At 70.5% G+C, this 25,476-nt stretch carries 25 protein-coding genes and 2 pseudogenes; 12 read left to right on the forward strand and 15 right to left on the reverse strand.

All coding sequences use genetic code 11. The features are described from left to right. Nucleotides 1–105 precede the first annotated feature (105 nt). From ACIO9J_RS24680 to ACIO9J_RS24705, 6 genes are all read right to left on the reverse strand, one after another. The gene (locus tag ACIO9J_RS24680) at nt 106–1,374 is read right to left on the reverse strand and encodes a cytochrome P450 (protein ID WP_402003382.1); all 1,269 of its coding nucleotides are present in this window, start codon (nt 1,372–1,374) and stop codon (nt 106–108) included. A gap of 111 nt (nt 1,375–1,485) precedes the next feature. Then, a complete protein-coding gene (locus tag ACIO9J_RS24685) occupies nt 1,486–2,694 on the reverse strand; it encodes a cytochrome P450 (protein ID WP_402003385.1) in 1,209 nt (402 codons plus the stop codon). Further along, entirely contained in the window at nt 2,691–3,254 is a 564-nt protein-coding gene (locus ACIO9J_RS24690) for a GTP-binding protein (protein WP_402003388.1), read from the reverse strand. Before ACIO9J_RS24690 ends, ACIO9J_RS24685 begins: the two co-directional genes overlap by 4 nt. Before the next feature lie 25 nt (nt 3,255–3,279). Then, nucleotides 3,280–3,636 carry a DUF742 domain-containing protein gene (locus ACIO9J_RS24695; RefSeq protein WP_402003391.1) on the reverse strand — a complete coding sequence of 119 codons (357 nt, stop codon included), beginning with the start codon at nt 3,634–3,636 and terminating at the stop codon, nt 3,280–3,282. Beyond that, nucleotides 3,633–4,049, reverse strand: coding sequence for a roadblock/LC7 domain-containing protein (locus ACIO9J_RS24700; RefSeq protein ID WP_402003394.1), 417 nt, complete (start codon nt 4,047–4,049; stop codon nt 3,633–3,635). Before ACIO9J_RS24700 ends, ACIO9J_RS24695 begins: the two co-directional genes overlap by 4 nt. A 2-nt stretch (nt 4,050–4,051) precedes the next feature. Then, a complete protein-coding gene (locus ACIO9J_RS24705) occupies nt 4,052–5,467 on the reverse strand; it encodes an ATP-binding protein (RefSeq protein ID WP_402003397.1) in 1,416 nt (471 codons plus the stop codon). Between the two features lie 757 nt (nt 5,468–6,224). Here ACIO9J_RS24705 and ACIO9J_RS24710 point away from each other — a divergent pair. From ACIO9J_RS24710 to ACIO9J_RS24720, 3 genes are all read left to right on the forward strand, one after another. Then, nucleotides 6,225–7,145, forward strand: coding sequence for a trypsin-like serine peptidase (locus tag ACIO9J_RS24710; RefSeq protein ID WP_402003400.1), 921 nt, complete (start codon nt 6,225–6,227; stop codon nt 7,143–7,145). A 379-nt stretch (nt 7,146–7,524) separates the two neighbouring features. Further along, nucleotides 7,525–8,772 (forward strand): cytochrome P450, encoded by a 1,248-nt coding sequence (locus ACIO9J_RS24715; protein WP_402003403.1) that lies wholly within the window; start codon nt 7,525–7,527, stop codon nt 8,770–8,772. A 156-nt stretch (nt 8,773–8,928) separates the two neighbouring features. Then, nucleotides 8,929–10,152 carry a cytochrome P450 gene (locus ACIO9J_RS24720; RefSeq protein WP_402003406.1) on the forward strand — a complete coding sequence of 408 codons (1,224 nt, stop codon included), beginning with the start codon at nt 8,929–8,931 and terminating at the stop codon, nt 10,150–10,152. A gap of 23 nt (nt 10,153–10,175) precedes the next feature. On the opposite strand, the gene ACIO9J_RS24725 is transcribed toward ACIO9J_RS24720, so the two are convergent. Further along, nucleotides 10,176–10,961 carry an ArsR/SmtB family transcription factor gene (locus tag ACIO9J_RS24725; RefSeq protein WP_402003409.1) on the reverse strand — a complete coding sequence of 262 codons (786 nt, stop codon included), beginning with the start codon at nt 10,959–10,961 and terminating at the stop codon, nt 10,176–10,178. A 96-nt stretch (nt 10,962–11,057) separates the two neighbouring features. After that, nucleotides 11,058–11,726 (reverse strand): hypothetical protein, encoded by a 669-nt coding sequence (locus ACIO9J_RS24730; protein WP_402003412.1) that lies wholly within the window; start codon nt 11,724–11,726, stop codon nt 11,058–11,060. A gap of 215 nt (nt 11,727–11,941) precedes the next feature. Between ACIO9J_RS24730 and ACIO9J_RS24735 the strand changes: the two genes are divergently transcribed. The 3 genes from ACIO9J_RS24735 to ACIO9J_RS24745 all read left to right on the forward strand — a co-directional run bounded on the left by ACIO9J_RS24735 (nt 11,942) and on the right by ACIO9J_RS24745 (nt 14,624). Then, nucleotides 11,942–13,318, forward strand: a complete 1,377-nt coding sequence (locus tag ACIO9J_RS24735) for a rhodanese-like domain-containing protein (protein WP_402003415.1) — start codon at nt 11,942–11,944, stop codon at nt 13,316–13,318. A gap of 182 nt (nt 13,319–13,500) precedes the next feature. Then, nucleotides 13,501–13,878 (forward strand): rhodanese-like domain-containing protein, encoded by a 378-nt coding sequence (locus ACIO9J_RS24740; RefSeq protein WP_402003418.1) that lies wholly within the window; start codon nt 13,501–13,503, stop codon nt 13,876–13,878. Then, nucleotides 13,875–14,624: a sulfite exporter TauE/SafE family protein gene (locus tag ACIO9J_RS24745; protein WP_402003421.1), complete on the forward strand. Its 750-nt coding sequence runs from the start codon at nt 13,875–13,877 to the stop codon at nt 14,622–14,624. Before ACIO9J_RS24740 ends, ACIO9J_RS24745 begins: the two co-directional genes overlap by 4 nt. Nucleotides 14,625–14,637: 13 nt before the next feature. Here the strand turns inward: ACIO9J_RS24745 and ACIO9J_RS24750 are convergent, their stop codons facing one another. The 4 genes from ACIO9J_RS24750 to ACIO9J_RS24765 all read right to left on the reverse strand — a co-directional run bounded on the left by ACIO9J_RS24750 (nt 14,638) and on the right by ACIO9J_RS24765 (nt 16,927). Next, entirely contained in the window at nt 14,638–14,919 is a 282-nt protein-coding gene (locus ACIO9J_RS24750) for a metal-sensitive transcriptional regulator (protein ID WP_018845516.1), read from the reverse strand. Nucleotides 14,920–15,049: 130 nt separating this feature from the next. Then, nucleotides 15,050–15,448, reverse strand: a complete 399-nt coding sequence (locus ACIO9J_RS24755) for a VOC family protein (RefSeq protein WP_402003424.1) — start codon at nt 15,446–15,448, stop codon at nt 15,050–15,052. Further along, nucleotides 15,445–15,966, reverse strand: a complete 522-nt coding sequence (locus ACIO9J_RS24760) for a cupin domain-containing protein (protein WP_402003427.1) — start codon at nt 15,964–15,966, stop codon at nt 15,445–15,447. The genes ACIO9J_RS24755 and ACIO9J_RS24760 overlap by 4 nt, the downstream gene beginning before the upstream one ends. Nucleotides 15,967–16,105: 139 nt before the next feature. Beyond that, complete coding sequence (locus ACIO9J_RS24765) at nt 16,106–16,927, reverse strand: helix-turn-helix transcriptional regulator (RefSeq protein ID WP_402003430.1); 822 nt, start codon at nt 16,925–16,927, stop codon at nt 16,106–16,108. Between ACIO9J_RS24765 and ACIO9J_RS24770 the strand changes: the two are divergent. Continuing rightward, nucleotides 16,927–18,039, forward strand: a pseudogene (locus ACIO9J_RS24770) (AMP-binding protein); the annotation flags it as partial. The gene ACIO9J_RS24765 and the pseudogene ACIO9J_RS24770 sit on opposite strands and share 1 nt — an antisense overlap. Before the next feature lie 34 nt (nt 18,040–18,073). On the opposite strand, the gene ACIO9J_RS24775 reads toward ACIO9J_RS24770, so the two are convergent. Beyond that, nucleotides 18,074–18,871 carry a phytanoyl-CoA dioxygenase family protein gene (locus ACIO9J_RS24775; RefSeq protein WP_402003433.1) on the reverse strand — a complete coding sequence of 266 codons (798 nt, stop codon included), beginning with the start codon at nt 18,869–18,871 and terminating at the stop codon, nt 18,074–18,076. 279 nt (nt 18,872–19,150) lie between these two features. Between ACIO9J_RS24775 and ACIO9J_RS24780 the strand changes: the two genes are divergently transcribed. After that, entirely contained in the window at nt 19,151–19,561 is a 411-nt protein-coding gene (locus ACIO9J_RS24780; RefSeq protein ID WP_402003436.1) for a helix-turn-helix domain-containing protein, read from the forward strand. 56 nt (nt 19,562–19,617) lie between these two features. On the opposite strand, the gene ACIO9J_RS24785 is transcribed toward ACIO9J_RS24780, so the two are convergent. Further along, nucleotides 19,618–20,841 carry a saccharopine dehydrogenase family protein gene (locus ACIO9J_RS24785; RefSeq protein WP_402003439.1) on the reverse strand — a complete coding sequence of 408 codons (1,224 nt, stop codon included), beginning with the start codon at nt 20,839–20,841 and terminating at the stop codon, nt 19,618–19,620. A 23-nt stretch (nt 20,842–20,864) separates the two neighbouring features. Between ACIO9J_RS24785 and ACIO9J_RS24790 the strand changes: the two are divergent. From ACIO9J_RS24790 to ACIO9J_RS24805, 4 genes and pseudogenes are all read left to right on the forward strand, one after another. Continuing rightward, nucleotides 20,865–21,422, forward strand: a pseudogene (locus ACIO9J_RS24790) (TetR/AcrR family transcriptional regulator C-terminal domain-containing protein); the annotation flags it as partial. Nucleotides 21,423–21,522: 100 nt separating this feature from the next. Further along, nucleotides 21,523–22,581: a DUF6461 domain-containing protein gene (locus tag ACIO9J_RS24795; RefSeq protein WP_402003442.1), complete on the forward strand. Its 1,059-nt coding sequence runs from the start codon at nt 21,523–21,525 to the stop codon at nt 22,579–22,581. A 180-nt stretch (nt 22,582–22,761) separates the two neighbouring features. After that, nucleotides 22,762–23,568, forward strand: a complete 807-nt coding sequence (locus ACIO9J_RS24800) for an SDR family oxidoreductase (RefSeq protein WP_402003445.1) — start codon at nt 22,762–22,764, stop codon at nt 23,566–23,568. A gap of 71 nt (nt 23,569–23,639) precedes the next feature. Further along, nucleotides 23,640–24,524, forward strand: a complete 885-nt coding sequence (locus ACIO9J_RS24805; RefSeq protein ID WP_402003648.1) for a helix-turn-helix domain-containing protein — start codon at nt 23,640–23,642, stop codon at nt 24,522–24,524. A gap of 68 nt (nt 24,525–24,592) precedes the next feature. Here the strand turns inward: ACIO9J_RS24805 and ACIO9J_RS24810 are convergent, their stop codons facing one another. Next, nucleotides 24,593–25,309: a 2-phosphosulfolactate phosphatase gene (locus ACIO9J_RS24810; RefSeq protein WP_402003448.1), complete on the reverse strand. Its 717-nt coding sequence runs from the start codon at nt 25,307–25,309 to the stop codon at nt 24,593–24,595. Between the last annotated feature and the right edge of the window lie 167 nt (nt 25,310–25,476).

A 25,476-nucleotide genomic window follows, 5' to 3' on the forward strand; every position in this document is an offset into this window, starting at 1 on the left:
TTCCTTGTCATCGTCGCGGTAACTGTGGTCCGGTTCCTGGGAGTAGGCATCAGCCCTGTCCGCCGGGCCGCGCGCCCCTGACCGGTGCCCACCGTGGACCGCTCCCTAGCCGACCGCGGGCCGCAGACGTACCGGCAGGGACTGATGGCCGTTGCTGAGCAGCGAGCCCAAGGGCTTCAACTCCCTTACCGGCACCGCGAGTTCGAGCTGTGGGAAGCGGTCGAAGAGCAGGCGCAGCGCCGTGCTGACCTCAAGGCGGGCGAGTGGGGCGCCGAGGCAGAAGTGGACGCCGTGGCCGAAGGCCAGATGGTCCTTGACCGTACGGGTGACCTCGAAGCTGTCCGCGTTCTCACCGTGCCAGTCGGGGTGCCGGTTGGCGGCCGCGTAGGAGGCGAGGATCGCTTCGCCCCGCGGGATGGTCTGCCCGTCGGGCAGCTCGATGTCGGTCACCGCGAACCGCATGGGCAGGTGCCTGACCGCCGGTTCGAAGCGCAGCGTCTCCTCGACGGCGTCGTTCCAGTCGACCTGTCCCGACCGGAGCAGCGCGAGCTGTTCGGGATGGGTGAGCAGCTGGGTGACCGCCTGGTCGATGACGTTGACCGTCGTCTCGTACCCGGCGCTGATCATCAACAGGAGGGTGTCGCGCAGTTCGTCCTCCGACAGGGCGCCCTTCTTGCCCCCGGCGGACTCCGCCTCCGCCCCGCCTTCCGCGTCCTCGTCGCGCGAGGAGATGAGGAGCGAGGTCATGTCGTCACCGGGCTCGGTGCGCTTGGAGTCGATGAGCAGCTGGAGCGCCTCGTAGAGCGCCTTGGTGTTGGCCTCGGACTCCTCGGTGGTCAGCGTGGTGTCGAAGACGCCGTCGACGACCCGGCGGAAGGAGTCCTGCTGCTCCTCGGGCACGCCCATGAGCCGGCTCACGACCGCGATCGGCAACGGGTAGGCGAGGTGTTCGCGCAGGTCGACGATCTCGCCGGGCGGAAGGGCGTCGAGCCGGTCCAGGATGCCGGTGACCACCGCGTCGATGCTCTCGCCCAGCGCGGTGATGCGCCGGTGACTGAAGGCGGGAGCGATCATGCGCCGCAGCCGCCGGTGGTCCGCCCCGTACGCGGTGAACATGTTCTCCACCGCGACCCACAGGGCCAGCGGCCACCGCTGGACCACGTCGCCGAACTCCGGCCAGTGCGCGCGGGCGTCCTTGGAGACGCTCGGGCTGGTCAGCAACTCCTTGAGGAGCGCGGGATCGGCGACGGACCAGGCGCGCACGCCGAGTATGTCGACACGGACCGCCTTGCCGTGGCCCCGCAGCAGCCGGTGCTCGTCGTGTGCGCGGGCACCGGTGGGGTCGAGGACGATCGGCTCGGTGGGCAGGGCCATACGGCGAATCCCTTCGGACGGACGAGTCGGACGGAACGGCTCGTACGAATTCACATGGCGGAAGGTGAAGTCACAGGGCGGCAGACGGGGTCGGACGAACCGGTGAGCGGCTCAGGCGGACGGGACGGCGGGGAAGACGACCGGCAGCGCGGCCAGCGCCCGGTGGAAGGGACCGGGACGCCAGACCAGGTCGGCCGCGGGCGTGGCGAGGTCCATCTCGGGCAGCGCGTCGAGCAGGTGGGTGATGGCCGTCTCGGCGATGAGGTAGGCGTGCGGACGCGCGGGGCAGGCGTGCGGCCCGGTGCTCCAGGACAGGTGGGCGCGATTGCTCGCGATGCGCTGGTCCCCGAGGGCCGGGTCGTTGTTGCAGGCCGTCATCGAGATGAGGACCGGCTGGTGCGCGGGCAGCAGGAAACCGTCGACGTCGACCGGGTGCGGCGGGTAGCTGATGCAGTAGTTCGCCAGCGGCGGGTCGGTGTAGAGCACCGTGTCCAGCGCCTCACGGACCGAGGAGCCGCCCGCGTGCAGGTCTCCGGAGAACTGGTCGTCGGTGAGGATCTTCAGGACGGTGTTGCCGATGAGGTTGGTCAGCGGCTCGATGCCCGCGCCGTAGAGCGTGACGAGCTGGTGGAGCATCTCCACGTCGTCGAGACCGGCGGGGTGGGCGAGCAGCCGTGAGGTGATGTCGTCGCCGGGCTGCCGGTGGCGCAGGGCCACCAGGTCGGAGATGGCCTCGGTGAGGATCTGGTTGCCGCTCGCGGCGTCCACGCTCTCGAAGATCTTGGCCATGCCGTCGGCGATGCGGCGCCCCATCTCGTCCGGGCAGCCGAGCAGGGCGCTCAGGACGCGGAAGGCGATGGGCCAGGCGTACTGGGTGAGCAGATCCGCGCCCTCGCCGTCCCGGAACTCGGCGATGGTGGCGTCGGCGACCTGCTCGACCAGCGTGCGCAGCTCGTGCTGGTCGACGCCGTCGATCGCGGAGCTGTTCGCCGACCGGTAACGGGTGTGGTCGGGCCCCGCGGAGCGCAGCGCGTTGGGGCGGTGCTCCATCATCGGGCGGACCGGGCAGGTCTCGGGGACGGACTGCTCCCACACCCGGGGGTCGGCGGGGAACCGCAGCGGATCGTTGAGGATGCGGCGGGCCTGGGGGTAGCCGATGACGAGGGTCGCGGGAACCCCGGGTATGAGGTCCACCGGGACGAACGGCCCGAACTCGGCACGCATCCGTGCGTACGCGGCGTGCGGATCGGCCGCGAACTCGGCTTCGTGCAGGGCGATCCGGCGCTCGGCGACCGTGTCGGTCGTGGTCGGGCTGGTCACGGGCGGGGCTCCAAGACGGGTGCGTGCAGTTCGGACAGGTACTCGCAGAGGGTGATCAGGGCCAGGACGCTCGAGGTGCTCTCGCGCGCGTCGCACGTCGTCAGGGGCGTGCGCGGGTCCAGGTCAAGGGCCTGACGGATCTCGTCCAGCTGGTAGTAGGGGGCGCCGTCGAACAGGTTGATCGCCACGGCGTACGGCGTGCCCTGCTCCTCGTGCAGTTCGAGGATCTCGTGGGAGGCCTCGAGGTTGCGGGTGTCGACCAGGACGAGCGCGCCCAGGGCGCCCTCGGTCAGGCCCGCCCACATGGGGCGGAAACGGCCCTGCCCCGGCGTGCCGAACAGGTAGAGCACCAGGGCGTCGCTGAGGTGCAGCCGGCCGAAGTCCATGCCGACGGTCGTGGTCGTCTTGCGCGGGGTGCGTGCCAGGTCGTCCACCCCTGCGCTGGCCTGGGTGATCCGCTCCTCCATGCGCAACGGCGGTATCTGGGACGCGCTGCCCACGAACGTCGTCTTGCCGACGCCGAAGCTCCCCGAGATCACGATCTTCGCGGACCGGGTCACGCCGGGTGGCACATAGATGAGGCCTTCAGACGAGGGCGCGGAGACCACGCAGTACCTCCTGGAGCAGATCGGTTTGGGGTTGGTCGTCACCGGCGGGGACGGGGCGGGTCAGCAGGCCCTCGTCGATGAGGGAGGAGACGAGGATGCGGACGGTGGAGGGCGGGAACTCCAGGGCGGCCGCGATGTCCGCGACCGCCAGACCACCGCCCCCGGCATGGGTGAACAGGTTCATCACCCGTCGCGCGTCGGCGCTCAGGCCCTCACTCGACCCGCTCGCGGCGAGCAACACGGTTTCCACGCGCACATCCGGATGGGCCCGGACCCGGCCGTCCGTACGGACGTAGGGTCTGACCAGGTCCGGGTCCCGCCGCGGCCCGCTCACGTCGTCGGCAGGCCCAGCGCGGACGGCTCACGCGGGGCGACCTTCATCTCGTGACCGACCCGCTGGGCCAGCTCCAGCATGTGATGGGTGATCAGACCGATGTCCGCGTCGGGTCCCGTCGTCTGCACCGACAGCATCGTGTTGCCGCCGGCCTGGGTGATCAGGCCCACGTGGTTGGTCAGTTCGATCAGCGCCTGCCGGGTCCCGCCGCCGCCGGTCTCCTCGTCGTAGGCGAGCGCGGCGGCACGGACCGCCGCGGTGATCGCGGCGAACTTCTCCGCGTCGTCCTGCCCGATGCCCGCCGTACGGGAGTGGAGCAGACCATCGGAGCTCATCAACACCGCGTGCCTGACGCCCTCGATGGATCCCAGTGATCGGTCCAGCAGCCAGCCAAGTTCGTTGCCGGTGGTCACGGTCAGGCTCCTTCGTGCGAGGTGGTCGGGTCGTCGGTGCGGGCGCTGCGCGTCCCCTTCGCCCAGGCGGCGGCGATGGCGGGGCGACCCGGTGCCGCCTGGCCCTCGCCGGGCCCGGCCGGCGTGGTCGGCGCGCTCGGGGCGGCCGCGCGGGCGGACCGCCGCGACCGGACGGCCAGTCCGCTGGCGGTGGTACGCCTGGCGGGGGCCGCCTCGGCGGCGGGCTCGGGCGCGGGCTCGGGGGCGGGGACGGGTGCCGGTGCGGGCGCCGCGGCGGCGGCCGGCTCGGTGCGCGGCCGGGGAACGGGCGCGGTCGCGGCCGTCGTGGTCAGCAGGCTCTTGGGGATGAACATGTACACACGCGTACCGCCGAACGGATTCGGGGCCTCCAGGTCGATGCGGAACCCGTAGTCGCTGGCGAGCGCCGCGGCGGCCCGCAGGCCGGTCTGCGGATGCGCGCCGAGCTGGTTGATGTCGTCGCGCTGAACACCCGTCAGGATCCTCCTGGCCCAGGTCAGCTGCTCCTCGTTCATGCGCAGACCGGCGTCGTCCACGATGACCGAGACCCCGTGGTGGCCCTCCTGGAAGGCGACGTGCACGCGGGCGGACGAGGGGGAGTAGCGGACCGCGTTGTCCAGGAGCACCGCGAGGGCGTGCACGACGGGGCCGACCGCCCGGCTCGTCACCGTGACGGCGAGCTCCTGGTGCTCGACGCGCTCGTACTCCTCGATGCTGCCCATGGCCGCCCGCACCACGTCGGTCATCGGGGTGGCCGGCCAGCGGCGCGACAGCTTGCCCCCGGAGAGGACCACGTAGTTCTGGGCGACGAGCAGCATCTGCTGCGTGGGGTGGTCGATGCCGACCAGCGTCTCGTACGCCTCGTCGCCCTCATGGCGCCGCACGCCCTGACTGACCCGCTGGCTGAGCTTCGAGGCCATGCCCACCATCGCCGAGGAGACGGCACGCACCGCGGCCCGGCTGGACGCCTCGGCGCTCTCCCGCGCGCGGGCCACCTCCTCCTGTGCGGTCCTGCGCTCCTCGGAGATCTGGACGCTGGTGCTGTTCTGCGCGTCGTACTGCACCTTGCGCACCGTGTGCGCCGCCGAGTCCGCCAGTTCCGCGAGCCGCTGCGCGAGCACCGTGTTCACCAGGGCCTCGGGCAGTTCGATGTCCACGCCGTGCCCCGTGCCCGCACGCTCCGCCTCGGCCCCGAGGCGGGGGATCACACCGCTCGCGAGCTGCGCGAGCACGTGCTCGGCGGCCCGCTGCTGCCTGGCGGTCTCCTCGGCCTGTCCACGGAGGCTGTCGCTGGTGGCACGCTCACCTCGGTACTGGTCCCAGAACCGCCAGGCCGCACCACCGGCGGCCAGGGCCAGAACTGAGGGCACCACTGTGGTGGCCTGTATCAGGTCTGTCATTCACGTCCTCTACAGATCTCAAAGGGGGCGAGGCGGCCGACTGCCGCCGACTGGAGGGGGCGACTGCGACAGGGGCGGGGAAGGGCCGGGCACGACGCACGTTTCGACCTGGGCGCCAACTGCGGAAGAAGTCACACATGTTGACGGACCGGCCTGGTGGCGCATCAGCACTTCCTGGCTCTTCCCTCGGTTGCGGCGGACTTCTCATGGCATGCTTTTCGGCCAACTGGTACGTAAGAATTGGCCAGTTGGACGTCGCTCGTAAACGATATCTTGTCGTGTCCACCGTTCGGTGAACCGGATGCCCCGAAGGCCGTGCGGGCGACGGCCCGGCACCCGTCAACGCTCCCGGCGGACACGGTACTCGGGGCCGTCAGAAGTGGTCGAATTGGTCGAAGCGGTCTTTGACACATCCTTGACCCTCCCTTGATGCTGCCCGAAGGGGCATAAACCGCCTCGCGGGTGCGCCCGCACCATTCCTGCGGGGAAAAGGTGAAAACAACCGCAGGATTCTGTGCACGGGGCGGCTTTTACGGGCCGGGGGTAATGCGGAAGCCCGGCAGGGGCGGCCGGTGGCCGCCCCTGCGCGCGACACCGTGATCCGGTGAACGGCACACACCCTCGACCGTCCTTCCCGGCCGGTCGACGCACATGTCACAGAACATCAACAGCGCAACCGCATGCCCGGGTTCCCCTCTCTAGCAGTGCGGACCGACAGCCCCACCGGCTGACCGCACCCGCCAAGGAGACCACTGCTGTGACCGCGACATCCGCTTCCCCGACCCGACGCGCGCACGGCCGCTCCGCGGGACTCGCCCTCGCCGGAATGGCACTCGCCCTCGCCGTGCCGACCCCGGCGGCAGCCGCGGGCGGCCACGCCGGTGCCGCGGCGGCAGGGCCCGTCTCCGCCCTGAAGTTCACCGCCAAGGAGCGCAAGGACGCGCTCGCCTACTGGACCCCCGCCCGCATCAAGGCCGTGGGCAAGTCCGTGGACCTCGGCCCGACGGGACCGAAGGCCAAGCCGTGGCGCGGTACCAGCCTCAAGACCGTGGGGCGGCTCTTCTTCGTCAACGCCACCGGCGCCGACACCTGGTGCACCGCAACCGCCGTGAAGAGCGCCAACCGATCCGCCGTCATGACCGCCGCCCACTGCGTGCGCAGAGGCTCCTCCCCGTACAACACCAACATGTCGATGGTGTTCGTGCCCGCCTACCACAAGGGCAAGATGCCGTACGGCGCCTTCGCGGTCCGCCAGGCCGTGACCCCGCGCGCATGGGAGACGGACTCCACCGACGACCTGTCCGCGCTGGTCGTCGACGCCGACAAGGGCGGCCGCAAGCTCACCGACGTCGTGGGCGGCACACCCGTCGCCTTCAACCGCCCCGTCGGCGGCACGATCTCCTCCCTCGGCTACTCCGCCACCCGTCCCCAGCTCGGCGAAGAACTCCTGCGCTGCGTGGGCACCGCGAAGAAGGAGCACGGCACCCAGGCCATTCCCTGCGACATGAGCGGCGGCTCCAGCGGCGGACCGTGGCTGGCCGACTTCAACACCACCACCGGCAAGGGCGTGCTGGTCTCCGTCAACAGCTCACTGGATTCCCTGACGCCGACCAAGATGTACGGAGAGGTATTCGGGGCCACGGCCAAGAAGGTGTACGACCAGGCGCAGAACGCCTGACACGACGGCATCGGCGCCCCTGACCTGATGGGAACGACGGGATCCCACAGGAATTTCAGCGGCGCCTTTACCGTGCTCTTTCCGACGATACCGACGATGCCGTCCACGGTAAACTTTCCACCGATGTCGTAGCCGTCACGGCGGACGTCCCCTTGCGTCGCTTTTCCCCTGTCGTTGTCCGGCCCGCCGGACGCCCACTGCGAGAGCGCCCGCCGCGCAATACGCAGAACTACGCATCGAGCCGTATCCCGCCCGGCAGTACGGTCAGTGCCGGATCGCAGCCGCACGGCGGGCCGAGTCCAGTCGCCCGCGGCGTCACGTGTGCCGGGGGAGTGGGTCGGATGCGCATCGGGTTGGGGGGCGTGCCATGGAGCCGTTCGTGACAGGTGTGGGAAACGGCGGGCCCGCCCGCGCCCGGCGCGATGGCGAAGGCCGGGGCCGCCCGGCCCACCCCCTCGCCCGGCTGAGCGCCGAGTTCGACGGCGTCCACGACGTGTGGCGGTCGGCCTCCGGCCTGCTGTGCGTCGCAGGTCCGGAGGCCGCACGGGCGGTGCTGGGCAACCGGCACGCGCTCGTCGCCGAGACCGCCGACTTCTACCGGACCCGGCACGGCGTGTTCGGGCCGCGCGCCGCACAGATCGAGATCGGTCGCGCCTCCCGCGCGCTGATGAACCGTCACCTCGACGCCCGTCAGCCACGGCTGCCAGGGCTGCTCGCGGCACACCTCACGCCCGAGAGCGTCTGGCCGGACGCCGGAAACCTCCTCGTCCTCGCACACCTGCGGGACGTACTACTCCACCGCGACGCCCCGCCCGCACTGCACGCTGTACTCGAAGAGATCGTCACGCGCGCGGTGCTCGCGGGCGCCCGGCAGTGTCACTCCGCGGTGTCCCGGCTGCTCTTCCGCCGCCGTGCGCACGGCGCGCTGCACACCGAGATCGCGGCCCGACGGCGCGCGGGGGAGAGGTCAGGCAGGGGCGGCGGGCCGAGCGCCGGCAGGGGCGACGGGCAGTGTTCCGACGCAGACACCCTGCCGCGCGACCTGCTCGACGTCGTACTGGACGGAAGCGACCCCACCGCGGATCCGGCGGAGCTCGCCGAGGTCTACCTCTCGTTCCTGTTCGCCACGGTCGGCGCGATCGGGTTCGCCCTCGGCTGGGCGGTGCTCCTCCTCGGCACCCACCCCGACTGCCGTACCACGCAAGCGAATTGGGTCGTTCGCGAGGCGCTGCGGCTGTGGCCGGTGGCCTGGCTGTTCGCCCGGTCGCCGAGCCGGACGCAGGACCTCGGCGGGATGCGGGTGACTCCCGATGACCGCCTCGCCGTGTGCACCTACCTGGTGCACCGGCATCCCGGGCACTGGCCGCGGCCCGACGAGTTCGTGCCGCAGCGCTGGGCCGACGCCGTGCCGGACGGGGCATACCTCCCCTTCGGCCACGGGCCTCACACGTGTGCGGGGGCGACCGTCACCATGCGGCTGCTGGAGGACCTCGTCGGACTCATCACCCGTGACTGGCACCTGTCGGTCACCCCTGACGGCGGCGGGCCCCAGGTGGGCCCGGCGCTGGCTCCGCCGCGCTTCACCGCGGCGCTGAGCCGCCGAGCCAACGGCCCCGGAGGGAGGTGAACCACCATGCGCGCGCTGTATCGCCAGGCCAAGTCGGTTCTCAACATCCGACGCCAGTACGAATACTTCTGGTATCTGTACCACCACATCTGACCGGCCCGGCGCGGGGAACCGCCGAGTGGACGGCTCCCCGCGCTCCACGAGGGGGCGCACGTCATGACCACTCCCCAGCACCCGGACGACTTCCTGCACATGCTGCGGATGCGCAGCGCGAGCGAGCAAGGTGTCTTCTGGGTCGACGACGAACGGCTCGCGGTGTTCGAACCGGAGGCCGCCCGCCGCGTCAGTGCCACGAACTGGCACGGATTCACCATGCACGACCGCCTGATCGACGTGGTGCGCAGGCGGACCAGCCCCGAAGTGCCCTGGAGCCGGGTCCGCGCCGCATGGCTCACCCAACTCCACACGCTCGCCACGGCGGAGCACCACGGCCGCCTCGTCGAACGCATGGAGGGGATCATCGACGCGCGGCTCGGCGAGGACGTGGACCTGGCCATGCTCGCCCAGGACGTGGCGGTACGTTCACTGCTGCCGCTCGCCCTGGCGGGCCTGACCCGGGGCGAGTCGGACCTCGTCCGCCGCGACCTGGAGGGAAAACTGCTGCGCCTCGTCTCGCCCGAGCCGGGCAGCGCCTGGCGGCAACTCCGCTTCGTCGCGGTGCAGGTGAGGTCCGGTCTCGTCGTACGCAGGGTGCTGCGCCAGCGCGCGGGCGGCAGGCGCTCCCGCGAGCCCGACCTCACCGATCCCTTCGTCGATCTGCTGCCCGAACTCGGCATGGACCGTGCCCTCGACGTGGTGACCGCGGTCCTCACCGCCATCGCGGGCCCACCGGGCACGGCCGCGGCGAGCCTGCTGTACGAATTCGCCCGGCAGCCCGAGTGGCGAGCGCGCCTCACCGACGAGCTGTCCGGCGTCGACGCCGAGGAGTTCCGCGCGGCGCCGACGGGCGCGGCCCCCGCGACCCATCGGTTCGTCAAGGAGGTGCTCCGGCTGTGGAGCCCGCCGCTGCTCCTCGTACGACGCTCCAAGTACGCGTTCGATCTGGGGCGGACGCGGCTGGAGCCGGGGGAGTGGTACCTGCTGAGCCCGCACATGATCCACCGCGACGAACGGGTCTGGAAGCAGCCCGATGTCTTCGACCCCGACCGCTTCCTGCCCGGCGCGCCGCACGGCCCGGCGGACCGCAGCTGCTACGTCCCGTTCGGCTGGGCGCCGAAGAAGTGCATCGGCGCGAACATCGCCACGGTCCAGCTGATGGCCCTGTGCCACCTGCTCTGCACGCGGTACCGCCTGACGGTGGACCGCCCGCAGGACGTCACCATGGCCCTGCGTTTCGCGCCGGTGCCGGAGAACTTCCACGGGCGCCTGACCCTCCGGTAGAGCCGGCCCGTCGTGCGGGCGGGTCAGGCCTTCTCGAGGATCGTCTTCAGGTGCGACAGCATCATGGTCCAGCCGCCGCTGACGCCCTCGAGCATCTTGGAGTCGGCCGAGACGAAGCCGTCGTGGGTGATGGTCAGCTTCATGCCGAGCTCCGGATCCTCGGCGGGCTCGATGTCGAAGGAGACCTTCGAGCGCTCCTTGACCGCCTCCGCGAAGTCCGCGTCGCTCATGCCGAACATCTCCTGGTGCACCGGCTGAAGCCGGTGCCAGGTGTAGGCGAGGCGCTTGCCGGGCTCCGACTCGGTGACGACCTGGCCGAGGTCCTGCGGTTCGCCGCCGTCCTCGACCGGCCACAGCACCTTCGAGCCGACCTTCCAGTCGGACGAGGGCGCCCAGCCTCCGTGGTACTGCTTCAGGAACTCCGGGCTGGTCAGTCCCTCCCAGAGCTTCTCGGGCGTGGTGCGGATGTAGATCGTGTAGACGTACTCGGGCTTGCTCATGGCAGTTCCTTCCAGGGCGTGTTTCAGGTTGCTGAGCGCTGACATCCGGCTCCGCTCGTAGCGGCCGATCCAGCGGTCGGCAAGGTCGTGGATGGGCACCGGATTGAGGTAGTGCAGCCTCTCCCGCCCCTGCCGGACCGTGGTGACCAGGCCCGCGCCCTCCAGCACCGCGAGGTGCTTGGACACCGCCTGCCTGCTCATCTCCAGCCCCTCGCACAGCTCGCGCAGGCTCTGTCCGGTCCGTTCGTTCAACCGGTCGAGCAGCCGCCTGCGACTCGCGTCGGCGAGTGCCTTGAACACCTCATCCATGTCATCCAACCTCTCCCCACCAGATTGGCAACCAATTGGTTGCATGTCAAATGCTGGGGAGAGTTGCGGGTCCGGCGCAGGTGGGCACGGGGAGCGTCAGGTGCCCGGCGGTACGTCCTCGTCCCTGCCGAGCGCCACCGTCGTCGTGATCCGTGTGGCGGCGGGAGCGCGGGGCACCGAGCCGAACCCGAAGCGGACGGGCGGTTCGACGGGGGCGAGGGCGCCGAGGTCCTGGCCGTCGAGGGCGGCCGACAGCGAGATGACCGGTCGCAGATCTCTTGCGCCGTACCACTCGCGGCGGCCCTGACCGGCCGTGCCACGGGTGCGTACGCCGGACAGGAGTGCGCGGGCGGGGCCGTCGGTCAGCGCGCTCCACGCCGGACGGCCCGCGAGCGCGCCGGGCACGGCCCGCAGCAGAAGACCGAGCGGCCCTCGCCGGCCGGTGGTGAAGCGCAGGTCGAGCGGTCCCGCCGCGACCGCCCATGCCGCGCCCGCCACGTGGGCGGCGACCGGCAGGACGTCCACCGTGTCGAAGGTGTACGTACGGCGGATGAACTCCGCGATGCGTGGCGTGGGGGCCAGCAACAGCCTTTCTCCTGTGGGGAGTTCGACCATGACGTCGCTGAACGCCCCGAAGGGGGAGTGCTGCCAGTGTCCGAGCACGATCCGCGTGCCGGAGGAGGTGCCGAGCCCCGCGATCCAGCCGTCGAAGCGCAGCCGCGGGGACCTGCCTCCGCGGTCGAAGGGCCTGCTCGTATGCGCCACAACTTCGGAGAGTAGGCCGCGCGGGGGCGGTGGGCGAGCGGGGCGCCCGGATGGCTCGGAATGACTGATTCCCCGATACCCCACCGGGTACCTGAAGGGGGCGAGGCGATGCCGAGGCGGGGTGGTTCCCGCACGTGAGATACCCCCCTGGGTATTGCTGTTAGGGTGAATGCTCAGTACCCCCGGGGGTACACAGCAGGAAAGGAGTCGCAGCCGTGTTCTTCGTCGACACCCTGGAGATCGAGGGCCTGGGCAACCGCAGCTACCTGGCCGGTGGGGCCGGAGCCGCGGTGGCCGTCGATCCGCCGCGCGACATCGACCAGGTCCTCGCCGCGGCGGCCCGGCGCGGCGTGCGCATCGCCTTCGTCGCCGAGACCCACGTGCACAACGACTACGTCACCGGAGGCCTGGAGCTGGCCCGCGTCACCGGCGCCACATACCTGATACCGGCCGGGGCACACGTATCCTTCCCGCACGTCCCCGTCGCCGACGGCGACACCGTGACGGTCGACGAGGGCCTGACCCTGCGGGCGCTGGCCACCCCCGGGCACACCCCGCACCACACCTCCTACGCGCTCACCGAGAACGGGCGAGGTGTGGCCGCGTTCACCGGCGGATCACTGCTGATAGGCACCGTGGGCCGCCCGGATCTCGTCGAACCACGGCTGACCGAGGAACTGGCCCGCGCACAGCACGCGTCCGCCCGCCGCATGGCCGACGAACTGGACGACGAGGTCCCGGTGTTGCCCACCCACGGATTCGGCAGCTTCTGCTCCTCCGCGCAGGCCGAAGGTGACACCACCACGATCGGACAGGAGCGCAAGACCAACGACGCGCTGACCAAGGACGTGGACACCTTCGTCGCCGAGCTGCTCGCCGGTCTCGACGACGTACCCGCCTACTACGCACACATGGGTCCGACCAACGCCGCGGGACCGGCGCCCGTCGACCTCACGCCGCCCCGGCGCGCGGACGCGGAGGAGATCGCCTCGCGGCTGGCCGCGGGGGAGTGGGTGGTGGACCTGCGCAGCCGCATGGCCTTCGCCGAGGGGCACGTGGCCGGGGCGTTCAACTTCGAGGGCGAGGGCAAGCTCGCCACGTATCTTGCCTGGCTGATCCCGTGGGGCAAGCCCGTCACGCTGCTCGCCGGGACGTCCGGTGAACTCGCCGCCGCGCAGCGGGAGTTGGTCCGCGTGGGCATCGACCGCCCGGCCGCAGCCGCGACTGGTCGACCGGCCGACTGGATCCGCCCCGGCGAGCGGCTCGCCACGTTCCCCCGCGCCCGCTTCGCCGACCTCGCCCAGGTGCGCGGGCGCGGCGAGGAGGTGGTGGTCCTCGACGTACGACGGGCCGCCGAGCGCGCGGCCGGCTTCATCGAAGGATCGGTGCACATCCCGATCCACGAGTTGTACGGCCGCGTCGGTGAGGTGCCGCACGGGACGGTGTGGGTGCACTGCGCGGGCGGGGCGCGCGCGGCGATCGCCGCGTCGCTGCTGGACGCGGCGGGCCGCGATGTGGTCGCCGTCGACGACGGCTTCGACGCCGCCACGGAGGCGGGACTGCGTCTCGCCCGTCCCGGCAGCGGAACCTGACACACCTGCTCGTCTCTGACGTGTTCCGACGGTGCCGATCGACCCGGCTGAGGTGCTCGGACTGTTCCGATCGACCCGGCTGACGTGTTCGGACTGTCCCGATCGACTCGGCCGACGTGTTCCGGCGGTGCCGACCGTCCTGCCCCACCCGTACCCGTACCACCTGCACGGAGTGATCCACGATGTTCCCGTTCCTTCGCCGGGACTTCCCGCGTCGCGGCCCCGGCCGACTCACACCCAGCCAGGCCCGGCAGCGGACCGCCGACGGCACGGCCGTGCTGCTGGACGTCCGCGAAGCGTCGGAGTGGGAGGCCGGGCACGCGCCCGAGGCGCTGCACGTGCCGCTGTCCCGCCTCATGGCCGGGGCGCCGCTCCCTGCGCGGGCGCAAGGCAAGCCGGTGATCACGATCTGCCGCTCCGGCCACCGCTCCCGACGGGCCGCCACGCTGCTGGCAGGGCGCGGTGTCGACGCCACCGACGTCAGCGGCGGCATGAGCGCCTGGGCCGGGCAGGGGCTGCCGGTCACCCGCGCGGGCGGCGGCAGCGGTGTCATAGCGTGAGCGTACTGATCCTGGCCCTGATCGCCGGAGCGGTCGCCGGGCTCGCGCTCGGCGCGCTCGGTGGCGGCGGCAGCGTCCTGGCCGTACCGGCGCTGATCTACCTCCTCGGCTTCACCCCGGCGGCGGCCACCACCGCCAGCCTCATCATCGTCACGGCGACCTCGCTCACCGCGCTGTACGCCCATGCCCGCACCGGCAACGTCCGCTGGAAGTCCGGCACTCTGTTCGCCGCCGCAGGTCTCCTGCCCGCCGCCGCGGCCGGTGCTGCCGCGTCCCGCCTGCCACAGGCGCTGCTGACCGCCGCGTTCGCCGGCGTCGCGGCCCTCGCGGCGGTGCGGATGCTGCGACCCGGCCGTACGGAGGGCGACCGCTCCACGGCGGTGCGGCCGGTCAAGGCGGCGGGCACCGGCGCGGGCCTGGGGGCGCTGACCGGACTGCTGGGCGTCGGCGGAGGCTTCCTCGCCGTCCCCGCCCTGGTCACCGTCCTCGCCTTCGAGATGCAGGCGGCCGTCGGCACCAGTCTGCTGGTCATCTCCGCGAACTCGCTCGCCTCGCTGGCGACCCGGGGTGCGACCGACAGCGGCCTCGACTGGGCGGTCATCGCCCCCTTCACCGGCGCCGCGATCCTCGGTGCGTGGGACGGCAAGCGCCTGGCCGCCAAGGTCACCGGCACGCTGTTGCGGCGCACCTTCGCCGTCGTGCTCCTCGCGGTGGCGGCGTTCATGCTCGTCGACGCGATCGTCTGACGGCGGATGGAGGTCAGGCCAGCGAGAGGAAGAGCTTCTCCAGTCGCGCGCGCATCTGCTCCCGGTCGCCGGAAGCGGCCATGTCCGCGTCGGTCAGACAGTGCTGAAGCCCGGTCGCGATGATCGCGAAACCCGCCTTGTCCAGGGCCCGGGACGCCGCCGCGAGCTGCGTGACCACGTCCTCGCAGTCCCGCCCCTCCTCGATCATCTTGATCACACCGGCGATCTGCCCCTGCGCCCGGCGCAGTCGGTTGACCACCGTCTTGAGTTCCTCAGCCGCCATCGCCAGTTCCACAACCGCACACTCCCTCGTCGAGATACCCCCATGGGTATCGTACCGAAGGGGTGGCCGGATCGCGGCCGTCACACGGGCCGCCCGGGTCCCGTGGGGGAGTGCCCACCGGACCCGGGCTCTCGGGTGGTGCCTAGCCCCAGCTGCGCGAGCACAGTACGAGGCGGTACCCGTCCGGGTCGGCGACCGTGACTCCGTGCTCGTCCCAGTACGGATTGTGGGCGGGAACCCGGCTTCCCCCGGCGGCGACCAGGCGGTCGATCAGAGCGTCGTCCACGGGAGCGCCCAGGTAGACGACGAACAGGTCGTCGACGGTCGGGGTGGGCTCCAGCGGCCGCTCGGGGTCCTGGGTCAGCTCGAAGTGCCAGGAGGCGCCGGGCAGGCCGACCATCACCAGATCGTGCTCGCCGGAGACGCGCTCGGTGGTGCGCCACAGCACGTCCAGCCCGAGGCCGTCGACGTAGAAGCGCTCGGCGGCGGCCAGGTCACGGGACGGCCGGGCGACACGGATGTGCGTCGTCGCGCCGATCACGCGGAGCGCTCCAGCTCGGCGCGCCAGACGGGGCTGTCGACGTAGTGGTTGTCGAAGCGCTCCGAGGACGCGGCGATCTCCTTGGGGTCGGCCTCGCCGCGCATCACACGGCTCAGCAGACGCAGGTAGTCGAACCGGCCCATGCCCGGGGTGAACACGAACACCACGTCGGCCTCGGAGCCGGGAGCGGCGGCGAAGGCGTGCGGGGTGTGCGGAGGGACGGCCAGGAAGTCGCCCGCGTTCAGGACGGTGATCTCCTCACCGATCAGCACCCGCAGGGATCCGCTGATCACGATGAACAGCTCGGTCGCCTTGGTGTGGAAGTGGGCCGGTGCGCCCACCGCTCCCGCGGCGAAGGTCGAGCGGTAGCTGGTGAAGCCGCCGCCAGCGCCGTCCGATTCGCCGAGCAGGGTCATGACACTACTGGGGTCGGCGCAGGTCTCGGCCTCCGCGCAGCGGGTCAGCAGCGCCTGGTCGGGCGCAGGGGGCAGGGATGTCGAGGAAGGTCTCTCAGTCATGATCAGGACTCTACGACGCGAAATACCGCGCTGACCAGGTCATTTGCATCTCAAAACTATGAGTCAATGGCCGGTGGACGCCCAACGCACCCTGCGTGTCCGGGTGTCCTGGTGACGGCGCGTCAGGGCACCTGACGGTCTACGCCTCGATGGCCTGAGCCCGGACGCCGTGCGGAGCGTCGGGCGCGCGGCTCGCCCGCGTGCGCAGCAGGGAGTTGAGCGCCGCGTCGGTCAACTCGTCGCCCGGAAGCCAGAGTCGGAGCCATTGACTGGCCTCGCCGACGATGAGCACTTCGAGCCGGATGTTCAGGTGCCCGGCCTCCGGATGCCAGAAGCGCTTGCCCGCCGGGCGCCTGGCGGCGACGGGGTAGGACGCCCAGCGCGCCGCGAACCCGGGCACCGCGTGCACGTCGTCGACCAGGGTCCGGAACGCCTCGTCGGAGCCCCATTCCGGCTCCGCGGCCCGCAGCCACCCGACCACCTCGTCCGCCGTCGCCGCCCACGACGCCCCGTCGAAGATGCGGTGCGCCAGCGGGTGCAGGAAGTGATGGCGGACGAGATTGGGCGGGTCCGTGTCCAGCACGCCCAGCGGCGCGACCGTTGTGGCCCACGCCTCGTTGTACGCCACGACGTCGTAGACCGGCCCGAGCAGGCACGCCGGGGTCGGGTTGAGACGGTCCAGGAGGTCGCGCACGCCGGGGCGTGGGCGGATCTCGACCGGCCGGGGCGCGGGGAAGAGCGTGGCGCTGTGCTGTCTCATCGCGAGGAGCGCCAGATGCTGCTTCTCGTCGCGGGACAGGCGCAGGGCGTCGGCGAGTGCGGTGAGCACCGCGCCGGAGGGGTTGGTGTCCCTGCCCTGCTCCAGACGTTCGAGGTATTCGACGCTCAGCCCGGCGAGAGTGGCGAGTTCACCACGGCGCAGACCGGGCGTACGCCGCGTGCCGCGGGACGACAGGCCCACCTGTCACCGCAGGCGACCCCTGCATCATCATGTACACCTCGGGAACGACGGGACACCCCAAGGGCGCCGTGCTCACGCACGCCAATCTGACCTGGAACGCCCTGAACACCCTGATCGACCTGGACCTGACCTCTGATGAACGCGCCCTGGCCTGTGCCCCGTTGTTCCACGCGGCGGGACTGGGCATGCTCGCCCTGCCGACCCTCCTCAAGGGTGGCACGTGTGTCATCGCCGCCTTCGACCCGGCACGCACGCTCGAACTGATTGAGGAGTACGCGATCACGTTCATGTTCGGCGTGCCCACGATGTACGACCTCATGGCCCGGCACCCTGCCTGGGCGGCCGCCGACCTGTCCTCGCTCAGGACAGCCTTGTGCGGCGGCGCCCCGGTTCCGACCTCGCTCATCGACACGTACCGGGAACGCGGCCTCACCCTCCGGGAGGGTTACGGCATGACGGAGGCCTCGCCCGGCGTACTCCTCGACGTCGACGAGGCGAGGGGCGGACCGGTGGCCGCGGCCATGGCGGCTCCGCACTTCTTCACCGACATACGCGTCGTACGGCCCGACATGACGGCGGTGGACGTGGGGGAGACCGGCGAAGTGCTGGTGCGCGGACCGCATGTGATGCCCGGCTACTGGGGTCTGCCGGACGCGACGGCCGCGGCCTTCCGCGACGGATGGTTCCGCAGCGGCGACGTGGCACGGCTCGACGAGGACGGGCACGTCCACATCGTCGACCGCATCAAGGACGTCATCATCTCCGGCGGTGAGAACGTGTATCCCGCAGAGATCGAGGACCTCCTGCTCGCGCACCCCGACATCGCCGAGTGCGCGGTCATCGGCGTACCCGACCCCACCTGGGGCGAAGTCCCACGCGCGGTCCTCGTACCGCGCCGGAACACCCACCCGGACCCGGACGAGATCCTGGGGTATCTCGCCCGGCACGTTGCCAAGTACAAGGTGCCCAAGAGCGTGGTACTGACGGACGAACTCCCGCGCACGGCATCGGGAAAACCACTCAAGTCCCGAGTACGAGAGCTCCATGGAATCGAGCCCTCCGAGCTCCTACGCGATTCTGACGGAACTTCCCGCGCGAGGCGCACGACGTGAGCGGGCCTACAACGACCCCACGGGACACGTGTGTTCAGGTGTCACCGCAAGGGCCCCCGCCGCTCGCCGCCGCGATCGTGCGGTCGGTGCCGTCCGCGGCGACCAACGGCAGGTACCACGAGGCGATTTCCACGCTGCTCCGTGGCACATAGTGGAAGATCAGGGAACGACGGAACCGGTCGCACGTCGTGTTCGGCAGCGAGCCGTGCACCAGGCTCCCGTGGAAGAACAGCACGTCGCCGGGGTCCATGGACGTCTGCACCGTCCGCAGTCCGGCAGACGGGCGGACGAGCCCTGTGGTGAACGACTCCTCGGTGTCGGCCACTTCGGGACACACGACCTCCATGGTGTGCGAGCCGGGGACGACGGACAGCGCGCCGTTCGCGGCGTCGCAGTGGTCGACGGCGATCCATGCGGCCAGACATGTCTCCGGGTATGCGCGCAGGAAGTAGTTGTCCTGGTGCATGGCCTGTCCGCGGGCGGTCGGCGGCTTGAAGTAGAACATCGACTGCGCTCCGTAGGCCGGGCCGATCAATCGTTCCACGACGCCGAGCAGACGGCGGTCGGTCATCAAACGCCGTGCCAGGAGCCCCACTTCGAGGTCCGCGCGCCGGTGTGGCTGCATGAACCGGGGGTAGCGGGACAGGATGTCGCCGGGCGCGAGGCCGTCACGGGCGCCGAGCGCCGCACGGTCATGGCGCACCTGTTCCGTGAAGGCCGCACGGGCGGTGTCCATCTCCTTGCTGGTGAACAGGCCGTTCACCTGCACCACCCCGTCCCGGTCGTAGTCCGCTTCGCTCGCCGAGATGTGCTGGGATCGCAGAATCGTCATGGCGTCGATCGTGCCGCCGCCGGGCGGGACGGGGAATGGAGGAGGCGAGCGAAGACATGGAGGATCCTGTCGCCATGGCACGATCGGACGGCCTGCACGGCTCGCCACGCGGACGGATGGGAACTCCTGTGGGTGCATGTGCACCCGCGCCCGAGCTGGCTGGCTCTCCTCGACTGGCCCCGAGTCGCCCCGGGGGTACGACAGTTGAACCTTGCGCCGGAGGTGGCCGGGCGAGCTGCCGCAGCCTTGTCCCGGGCCGTCACGTTCCATCACGGCCGGATGCGCAACGCGGCACTGTTCGGGATGAACGCCGTGGAGGAAGCGCTGTTGTGGTGCGACATGCGGCGTCCGCAGGGCGACGGGCTCGACCCGCGAGTGCTGACGGTCGTTGAACACGTGAGCTGCCGCCTGGACGAGCCGCACAGCGTGCGCTCACTGGCGGCGCTCGCGGGTGTATCGCCGTCACGACTGTCACACCTGTTCGCCCGACACCTCCACCAGGGTGTGATGGCCTATGTCGAACAGCAGCGGATGGCGGCGGCCGGCGAACTCCTGGAGGTCTCCTCCTTGCCCGCCGCCCACGTGGCATCCCGCGCCGGCTACACGAACCCGCTCTACTTCTCACGCCGGTTCCGCCAGGCGGTGGGGCAGTCACCGACGGAGTACCGGGCTGCGCGGGCAGAGCGTTGAGCGGTGGGGGGCACGCACCCTGAGTCCATCGGCTCCTGGAACAGAGTCGCTTCACGTCAGGAGTCGTCGCGCATCCCCCACGGAGATCCATACGCGCCGAGCAGGTCGAGGAACGGACGGGGCGGCAGGGCCTCCGGGCCCAGCACGCCGTTGGCCGACCAGGTGCCTTTGGCGATGAGTTCCAGGGCGACGACCGGGTTCAGGGCCGTCTGCCAGACGACGGCCTGGGTGCCGTACTCCCGCATCGACCACTCGTTGTCGACCACGTGATAGAGGTACACCTCGCGTGCGGAGCCGTCCTTGGTTCCCTTGACCCAGGTGCCCGCACAGGTCTTGCCGGTCATACGGTCGCCCAGCGCGGCCGGGTCGGGAAGGCAGGCGGCGACCACGTCGCGCGGGGAGACCTCGACCGGCCCGTCCGCACCGGGGACGGTGACCTTGGCGGTCGAGTCGAGCCCCAGTTCGTGGAGGGTCCTGAGCTTGGCGATGAAGTCGTCGCCCAGGCCGTACTTGAACGTCACCCGGCCCGCGTCGACCCAGCGCGGTATCAGCAGCACCTCCTCGTGCTCGACGTTCACGCACTCCACCGGGCCGATCCCCGCGGGGAACTCGAAGACCTCCGGTTCGCTGAAGGGCGCCGTGGTGAACCAGCCGCGGTCCTTCTCGTAGACGACCGGCGGGTTGAGGCACTCCTCGATGGTGGTCCAGATGCTGAAGGAAGGCGCGAAGTCGTAACCGGCGACCGTGAGGTTGGCCCCGTCACGTACCCCGATCTCCTCGATGTCGTCGAAGAGCTCATCCGCCGCGTACCGCGCGAAGACGTCCGAGAGCCCCGGCTCGACGCCCATGCCGACCAGGGCCAGGCGCCCCGACCGCTCCCAGTCCCCGGTCTGCTCGAACTGCCTGTCGCCGAGCTTGACCCCGCACTCCTCGTGCGGGCGCGAGGCGTGCGGCGCGGACAGGGACATCGCCATGTCCAGATAGTGCGTGCCCGCGGCGAGAGCGGCGCCGAACAGCGGCATCACGAAACGCGGGTCGGTCGCGTTGACCAGGACGTCACAGCGTTCCTCGACGAGCGTGCGCCGCACCGCGGCCTGGTCGGACGCGTCCAGACGGAGCGAGCTGAAACGGCCCTCGTGCTGCTTGAGCGCGTCGACGGCCGACTCCGCACGGGCGAGGTCGAAGTCGGCGACGACCATGTGGGACAGAAAGTCCCGCCGAGCCGCGATCCGCGTGATGGCCGTGCCGACTCCGCCCGCACCTACGAGTAGTACCCGCATGTCACTCACCTTTCGTCCCCACGGGCCTGACCGTGCGCCGACTGGGCGCGGCCCTCGGCGCCGATCCGAGCACCCTCTACCGGTACTTCGCCGGCCTGGACGACCTGGTCAGGGCCATCGGCGAGGAACTGATGGGGCGTGCGCTGGACGACTGGGCGGTCACGGGGGAGTGGCGCGCCGACCTGCGCGCCCTCGGCCTGGCCATCCACGCCTCCTACCTGGCACATCCGCAGGCCGCGGTGCTGACCGCGAGCCGCGTCAGCGGCCGCCCGAAGGAGATCGAGGTCGACGAGCGCATCCTCGGCATTCTGCGCGACGAGGGATTCGCCGCCCCCGACGTGGTTCGCATCTACCACGCCTTCATCGACCTCACCCTGGCCTTCGCCGCCCTGGACGCCGGGGCACTGACGCTCACGGACGAGGCACGCCGGGCGGACGAGGAGATGTGGAACTCGACGTACGCCCAGCTACCCGCCCGGACCCACCCGCACATCGCCGCGACTGCGCAGCTGTTGGCGAGCCGGATGACGCACAGCGCCTATCCGGTACTTCTGGACGCGCTCCTCGACGGCGTCATGTGACCTGTACGGGGCACCTGAGGACGGCCCCACATTTCAGCCGAGGCCGCGTTCCCGCTGCGTTCGGGCCACGACTGTCAGGGGCGGAGACGACAATCCCCGCATGACCTCACCCCAGTACCTTCAGCGCCTCCTCGCCGATCTGGGACTTGAGCAGGCGGCCACGTTCACAGCCGTGCACGGTGGAGACGAGGACGCCGTCATCCGTCTCTTCGGCGGCGACCCCGAGCAGAGCTGCCTCCTGCCGCTGGAGGAACTGCGCGACCACTACGACAGCGACCTCATCCTGGTCTCCCGGTCAGGACCGGCGGTAGTCGTCGTGGAGAACTGCAACCATCAAGGGTCTCGCGAAGAGGTGCTGCGCCCGCTCTCCCGGCACGGCCGCACCGCCAGCGCCTACTGGAACGTCAATGCGGTCTCCCAACTGAGCCTGGCCGAGGACGGACTGATCGCCTCCGCATTCGAAATGCTCGTGCCCGAGGACGTATTCGGCTCGCACCCCGAAGCCTGGCAGCCCCTGCTGCAAGGCCTGAACCTGGAAGACGACAACCTGTGGGGCACCGGCCTCGCGGCCGTCGAGCGCGCGACCGGTGCGCGATTCGACGGCGCCTGGGCACGTGGCCCGCACCGCGCCGTGAAGATCACGCGGGTGCCGGAATACCTGCTGGGGCAGGGACTCGTCGACTCGCCCCTGCTCAGGCGGGAGCCCTTCACCAGCTATCTGGCTGACCTGGGACCCTCGCTGCTGAGGCCGATGCGGCGCCACGCCCTGGACCTGGCCCTCGCCCACGCCGGACTACGCGAACACCCCCTGGCCGCGGCAGCACTCGCGGCCGCCATCATCCCGGCCGACGCGAGAGTGCGGCTGCGCGAGGACCTCACTGCCGCACACGACCAGGCACTGCTCCGGGCTCGGGCCCTACTGATCGGCGAGCCGGAAGACTTCGAACCCGAGTGGGAACGTCCCTCCCACCTCGTCTTCCGGCAGGCCATCGTCTTCGGTGTCCTGGCCCAGTGCGTGGCCGCCCGTCTGCCCACCCCGGCAGACGGCCTCCCGGACATCCTCAACTCCTTGGTCACGGCGATGACCGGGGAAGGTACACGCGTCGAGGAGTTCTGGATGGTCAAGCACCTGCACGACGCGGCGCAAAGAGCGGCCTGACCCGCGCAGCCGATCGCCGCACCAGGCAAGGGGGTTCTCGGAGTACCTGGATCACCAGGATCTCCCAGACGTCCAAACCGCCTGCCAACCTGTTGATGCGAAAGCGCCGACAACACCCCATGGAAACGCACTGCGCGACCGTGTCGGCGCATTCTTCCGCGACAGATGGGACGGATACCAATGGCGGACAACCAATTCACCACTCACGCAGAGCTTTTCGATCTGAGGGGGAAATACGCCCTTGTCACTGGCGGTACCAGGGGAATCGGGCTGATGATCGCGCGCGGCCTTCTCCAGGCGGGCGCCCGCGTCGTCATCAGCTCACGCAAGGAAGACGCGTGCGCGGAGGCACAGCAGCTGCTATCCGAATTCGGCGACGTTCGGGCAATTCCCGCCGACCTGTCCAGGCGCGACGAGTGTGAGCGCCTCGCTGATCTCGTCACGGCCGACTCGGAACGCCTGGACATCCTCGTCAACAACGCGGGAGCGATGTGGCGCGAGCCGCTGGAGACGTTCCCTGACGAGGCCTGGGACACCGTGCTCGACCTCAACCTCAAGTCACCGTTCTGGCTCGTGCAGGCACTGCTTCCCGCACTGCGCAAGGCGGGCACCACCGACGATCCCGCGCGGATCATCAACATCGGCAGCATCGCCGCCATCCACGTCGCCCAGGCGCCCAACTACTCGTACGCCAGCAGCAAGGCAGCACTCCATCAACTGACCCGCGTGCTGGCCAGGGAGCTGGGCCCTCAACACGTCACGGTGAACGCGGTGGCACCGGGCGTGTTCCCGTCGCAGATGATGGCGGCCACGCTCGACGCCATCGGCGACACGATCGCGGCGGCGACCCCTCTGCGTCGGCTCGGCCGTGACGACGACATGGCGGGTGTCGCCGTGTTTCTGGCCAGCCGTGCCGGGGCCTACCTCACGGGCGCCATCATCCCCGTGGACGGCGGCACCGCGACGACCGCATCGGGTACCCCCTAGGAATCGGGTGCCCCTAGAAATCAGGTACCCCCTAGAACGCGGGACGGGCTTACGGTGAGGGGATGGCCACGATGGATCAACGCACCGAGATCAGGGAGTTCCTCAGCTCGCGTCGCGCGCGCATCACACCCGAGCGGGCAGGCCTGCCCGCTTACGGCAGCAACCGTCGGGTCAAAGGTCTGCGCCGCGAAGAAGTAGCACTACTGGCCGGGGTATCGGTCGACTACTACGTGCGCATGGAACGCGGCAGCCTCGCCGGTGCCTCCGACGGCGTGCTCGAGGCGTTGGCCGCTGCCCTGCAACTCGACGCGGCCGAGCGCGACCACCTGTTCCGCCTCGCGCGTCGCTCCGGGGCGCCCAGCGGCCCACGTCGGCGCAGGTCTGCCGCGACGGTGCGCTCGGCGTTGCAGCAGGTGCTCGATGCGATCTCCGACGCGCCGGCCTGGATCGGTAACGGACGGTATGACGTGCTCGCCATGAATCAACTCGGTCGCGCGCTGTACTCACCAGTGCTGGCCGACCCGCGACGGCCCGCGAACACAGCGCGGTTCGTCTATCTGAACCCCGAGGCGGCCAGTGACTTCTTTGTCGACTACGACCGAATCGCCGGTGACCTGGCCGGGAAGCTACGCATGGAAGCCGGCCGCGATCCGCACGACGAGGAGCTGATCACCCTGGTCGGCGAACTGTCGACATGCAGTGAGCTGTTTCGGCAGCGGTGGGCATCCCAGGACGTACGGCTGCACCGGTCCGGCCGCAAGCGCGTGCGCCATCCGATCGTGGGCCGGCTCGACCTGGACGTCGAGTCCCTGGAGCTGCCCGCCGAACCCGGCCTGCACCTCATCGTCTACACCGCACCCGCGGGCACACCGACCGCTGACAATCTGGCACTCCTGGCGTCGTGGGCGGCCACCCAAGAGGCGCTGGCGACCGAGTTCGAGGCGCACAACGGATAGTCCAGGCCCTTCAGTCGTACGCGCTCACGGGCCGTGACTCTCACCCTCCACTAGACGTAAGTGTGACCCTAAAGTGGAGGGTGAGAGTCGGGGTGCGGCACCACATCCGGCCGGGGCCGGAACGGCCGCAGCACGGCCAGCCCCTCCTCAAGCCCGACCCGCATGGCGAAGTCGAACCGGTCCACCTCCAAGCACAGCTCGACGTCGTCGGGGTGAGCGCCTCGGCGTTGCCCGCCGCGCAGCTCGTCCGCGGCGAGGGAGGTGCGGGCGCGGTGCTGATAGGGGGCCGGGTCGGGACGCTCCCCGGCCAGGACGCGGTCCAGATAGTCCGCGCAGGCCAGATCCTCGTCGGCGCGGCCGTCCTCGCCGGTGGCCACGAAGGTCACCGCGTCGGCACCGGAATCCGCCAGCGCACGGGCCGTCGCACCGGCCACGGCGAAACTGGCGCACAGTGCCAACTTCGCCTCGACGACCGCCAACGCCCCGACCGTCCCCGCAGTGGTCTTCTGGACGACGGTACGGCCGGTCAACTCGGCCTCGCGGATTACGCCCGGGGAGTTGACCAGGTCGAATCCGCTGGCCGGCGCCCCGTCCTTGAGTGCGAGCCAGCCAGGGTGGCGCGCCTTGATCGCCAGCGCCTCTTCCTGGTCCGCCGCGAGAACGATCTTCTCCGCCCCACGGTGGAAAACCCATGCGGCGGTGGTGAACGCCCGCATCACATCGATCACGACGGCCACCTGCTCGGTGCCTGCCACCTCGGGTATTCCGACTGTTCGCGATTCCATGCCGGGATGGTCGCAGCCCGCCGAAGCGGCCCACAAGACACATCGGCGTTTTGACGATCTTCGCGCGGCCCGGCATTACGCGCACGTACGGAGCCGCAGGAGTGCTGGTCCGCAACGGTGCCGACTCACCTGTCCGTCGCGGCAAAGCGCGTCCTTCCCGGGCCGGG

The organism is Streptomyces sp. NPDC087300, from assembly GCF_044744425.1.
GTDB lineage: Bacteria > Actinomycetota > Actinomycetes > Streptomycetales > Streptomycetaceae > Streptomyces.

Bases quoted from the DNA above. Each gene is read 5' to 3' on its own strand.
- ACIO9J_RS24680 (WP_402003382.1), bottom strand. From the start codon at position 1,374: ATGGCCCTGCCCACCGAGCCGATCGTCCTCGACCCCACCGGTGCCCGC.
- ACIO9J_RS24705 (WP_402003397.1), bottom strand. From the start codon at position 5,467: ATGACAGACCTGATACAGGCCACCACAGTGGTGCCCTCAGTTCTGGCC.
- ACIO9J_RS24720 (WP_402003406.1), top strand. From the start codon at position 8,929: ATGACCACTCCCCAGCACCCGGACGACTTCCTGCACATGCTGCGGATG.
- ACIO9J_RS24725 (WP_402003409.1), bottom strand. From the start codon at position 10,961: ATGGATGAGGTGTTCAAGGCACTCGCCGACGCGAGTCGCAGGCGGCTG.
- ACIO9J_RS24740 (WP_402003418.1), top strand. From the start codon at position 13,501: ATGTTCCCGTTCCTTCGCCGGGACTTCCCGCGTCGCGGCCCCGGCCGA.
- ACIO9J_RS24760 (WP_402003427.1), bottom strand. From the start codon at position 15,966: ATGACTGAGAGACCTTCCTCGACATCCCTGCCCCCTGCGCCCGACCAG.
- ACIO9J_RS24775 (WP_402003433.1), bottom strand. From the start codon at position 18,871: ATGACGATTCTGCGATCCCAGCACATCTCGGCGAGCGAAGCGGACTAC.
- ACIO9J_RS24780 (WP_402003436.1), top strand. From the start codon at position 19,151: ATGCGCAACGCGGCACTGTTCGGGATGAACGCCGTGGAGGAAGCGCTG.
- ACIO9J_RS24785 (WP_402003439.1), bottom strand. From the start codon at position 20,841: ATGCGGGTACTACTCGTAGGTGCGGGCGGAGTCGGCACGGCCATCACG.
- ACIO9J_RS24795 (WP_402003442.1), top strand. From the start codon at position 21,523: ATGACCTCACCCCAGTACCTTCAGCGCCTCCTCGCCGATCTGGGACTT.
- ACIO9J_RS24800 (WP_402003445.1), top strand. From the start codon at position 22,762: ATGGCGGACAACCAATTCACCACTCACGCAGAGCTTTTCGATCTGAGG.
- ACIO9J_RS24805 (WP_402003648.1), top strand. From the start codon at position 23,640: ATGGATCAACGCACCGAGATCAGGGAGTTCCTCAGCTCGCGTCGCGCG.
- ACIO9J_RS24810 (WP_402003448.1), bottom strand. From the start codon at position 25,309: ATGGAATCGCGAACAGTCGGAATACCCGAGGTGGCAGGCACCGAGCAG.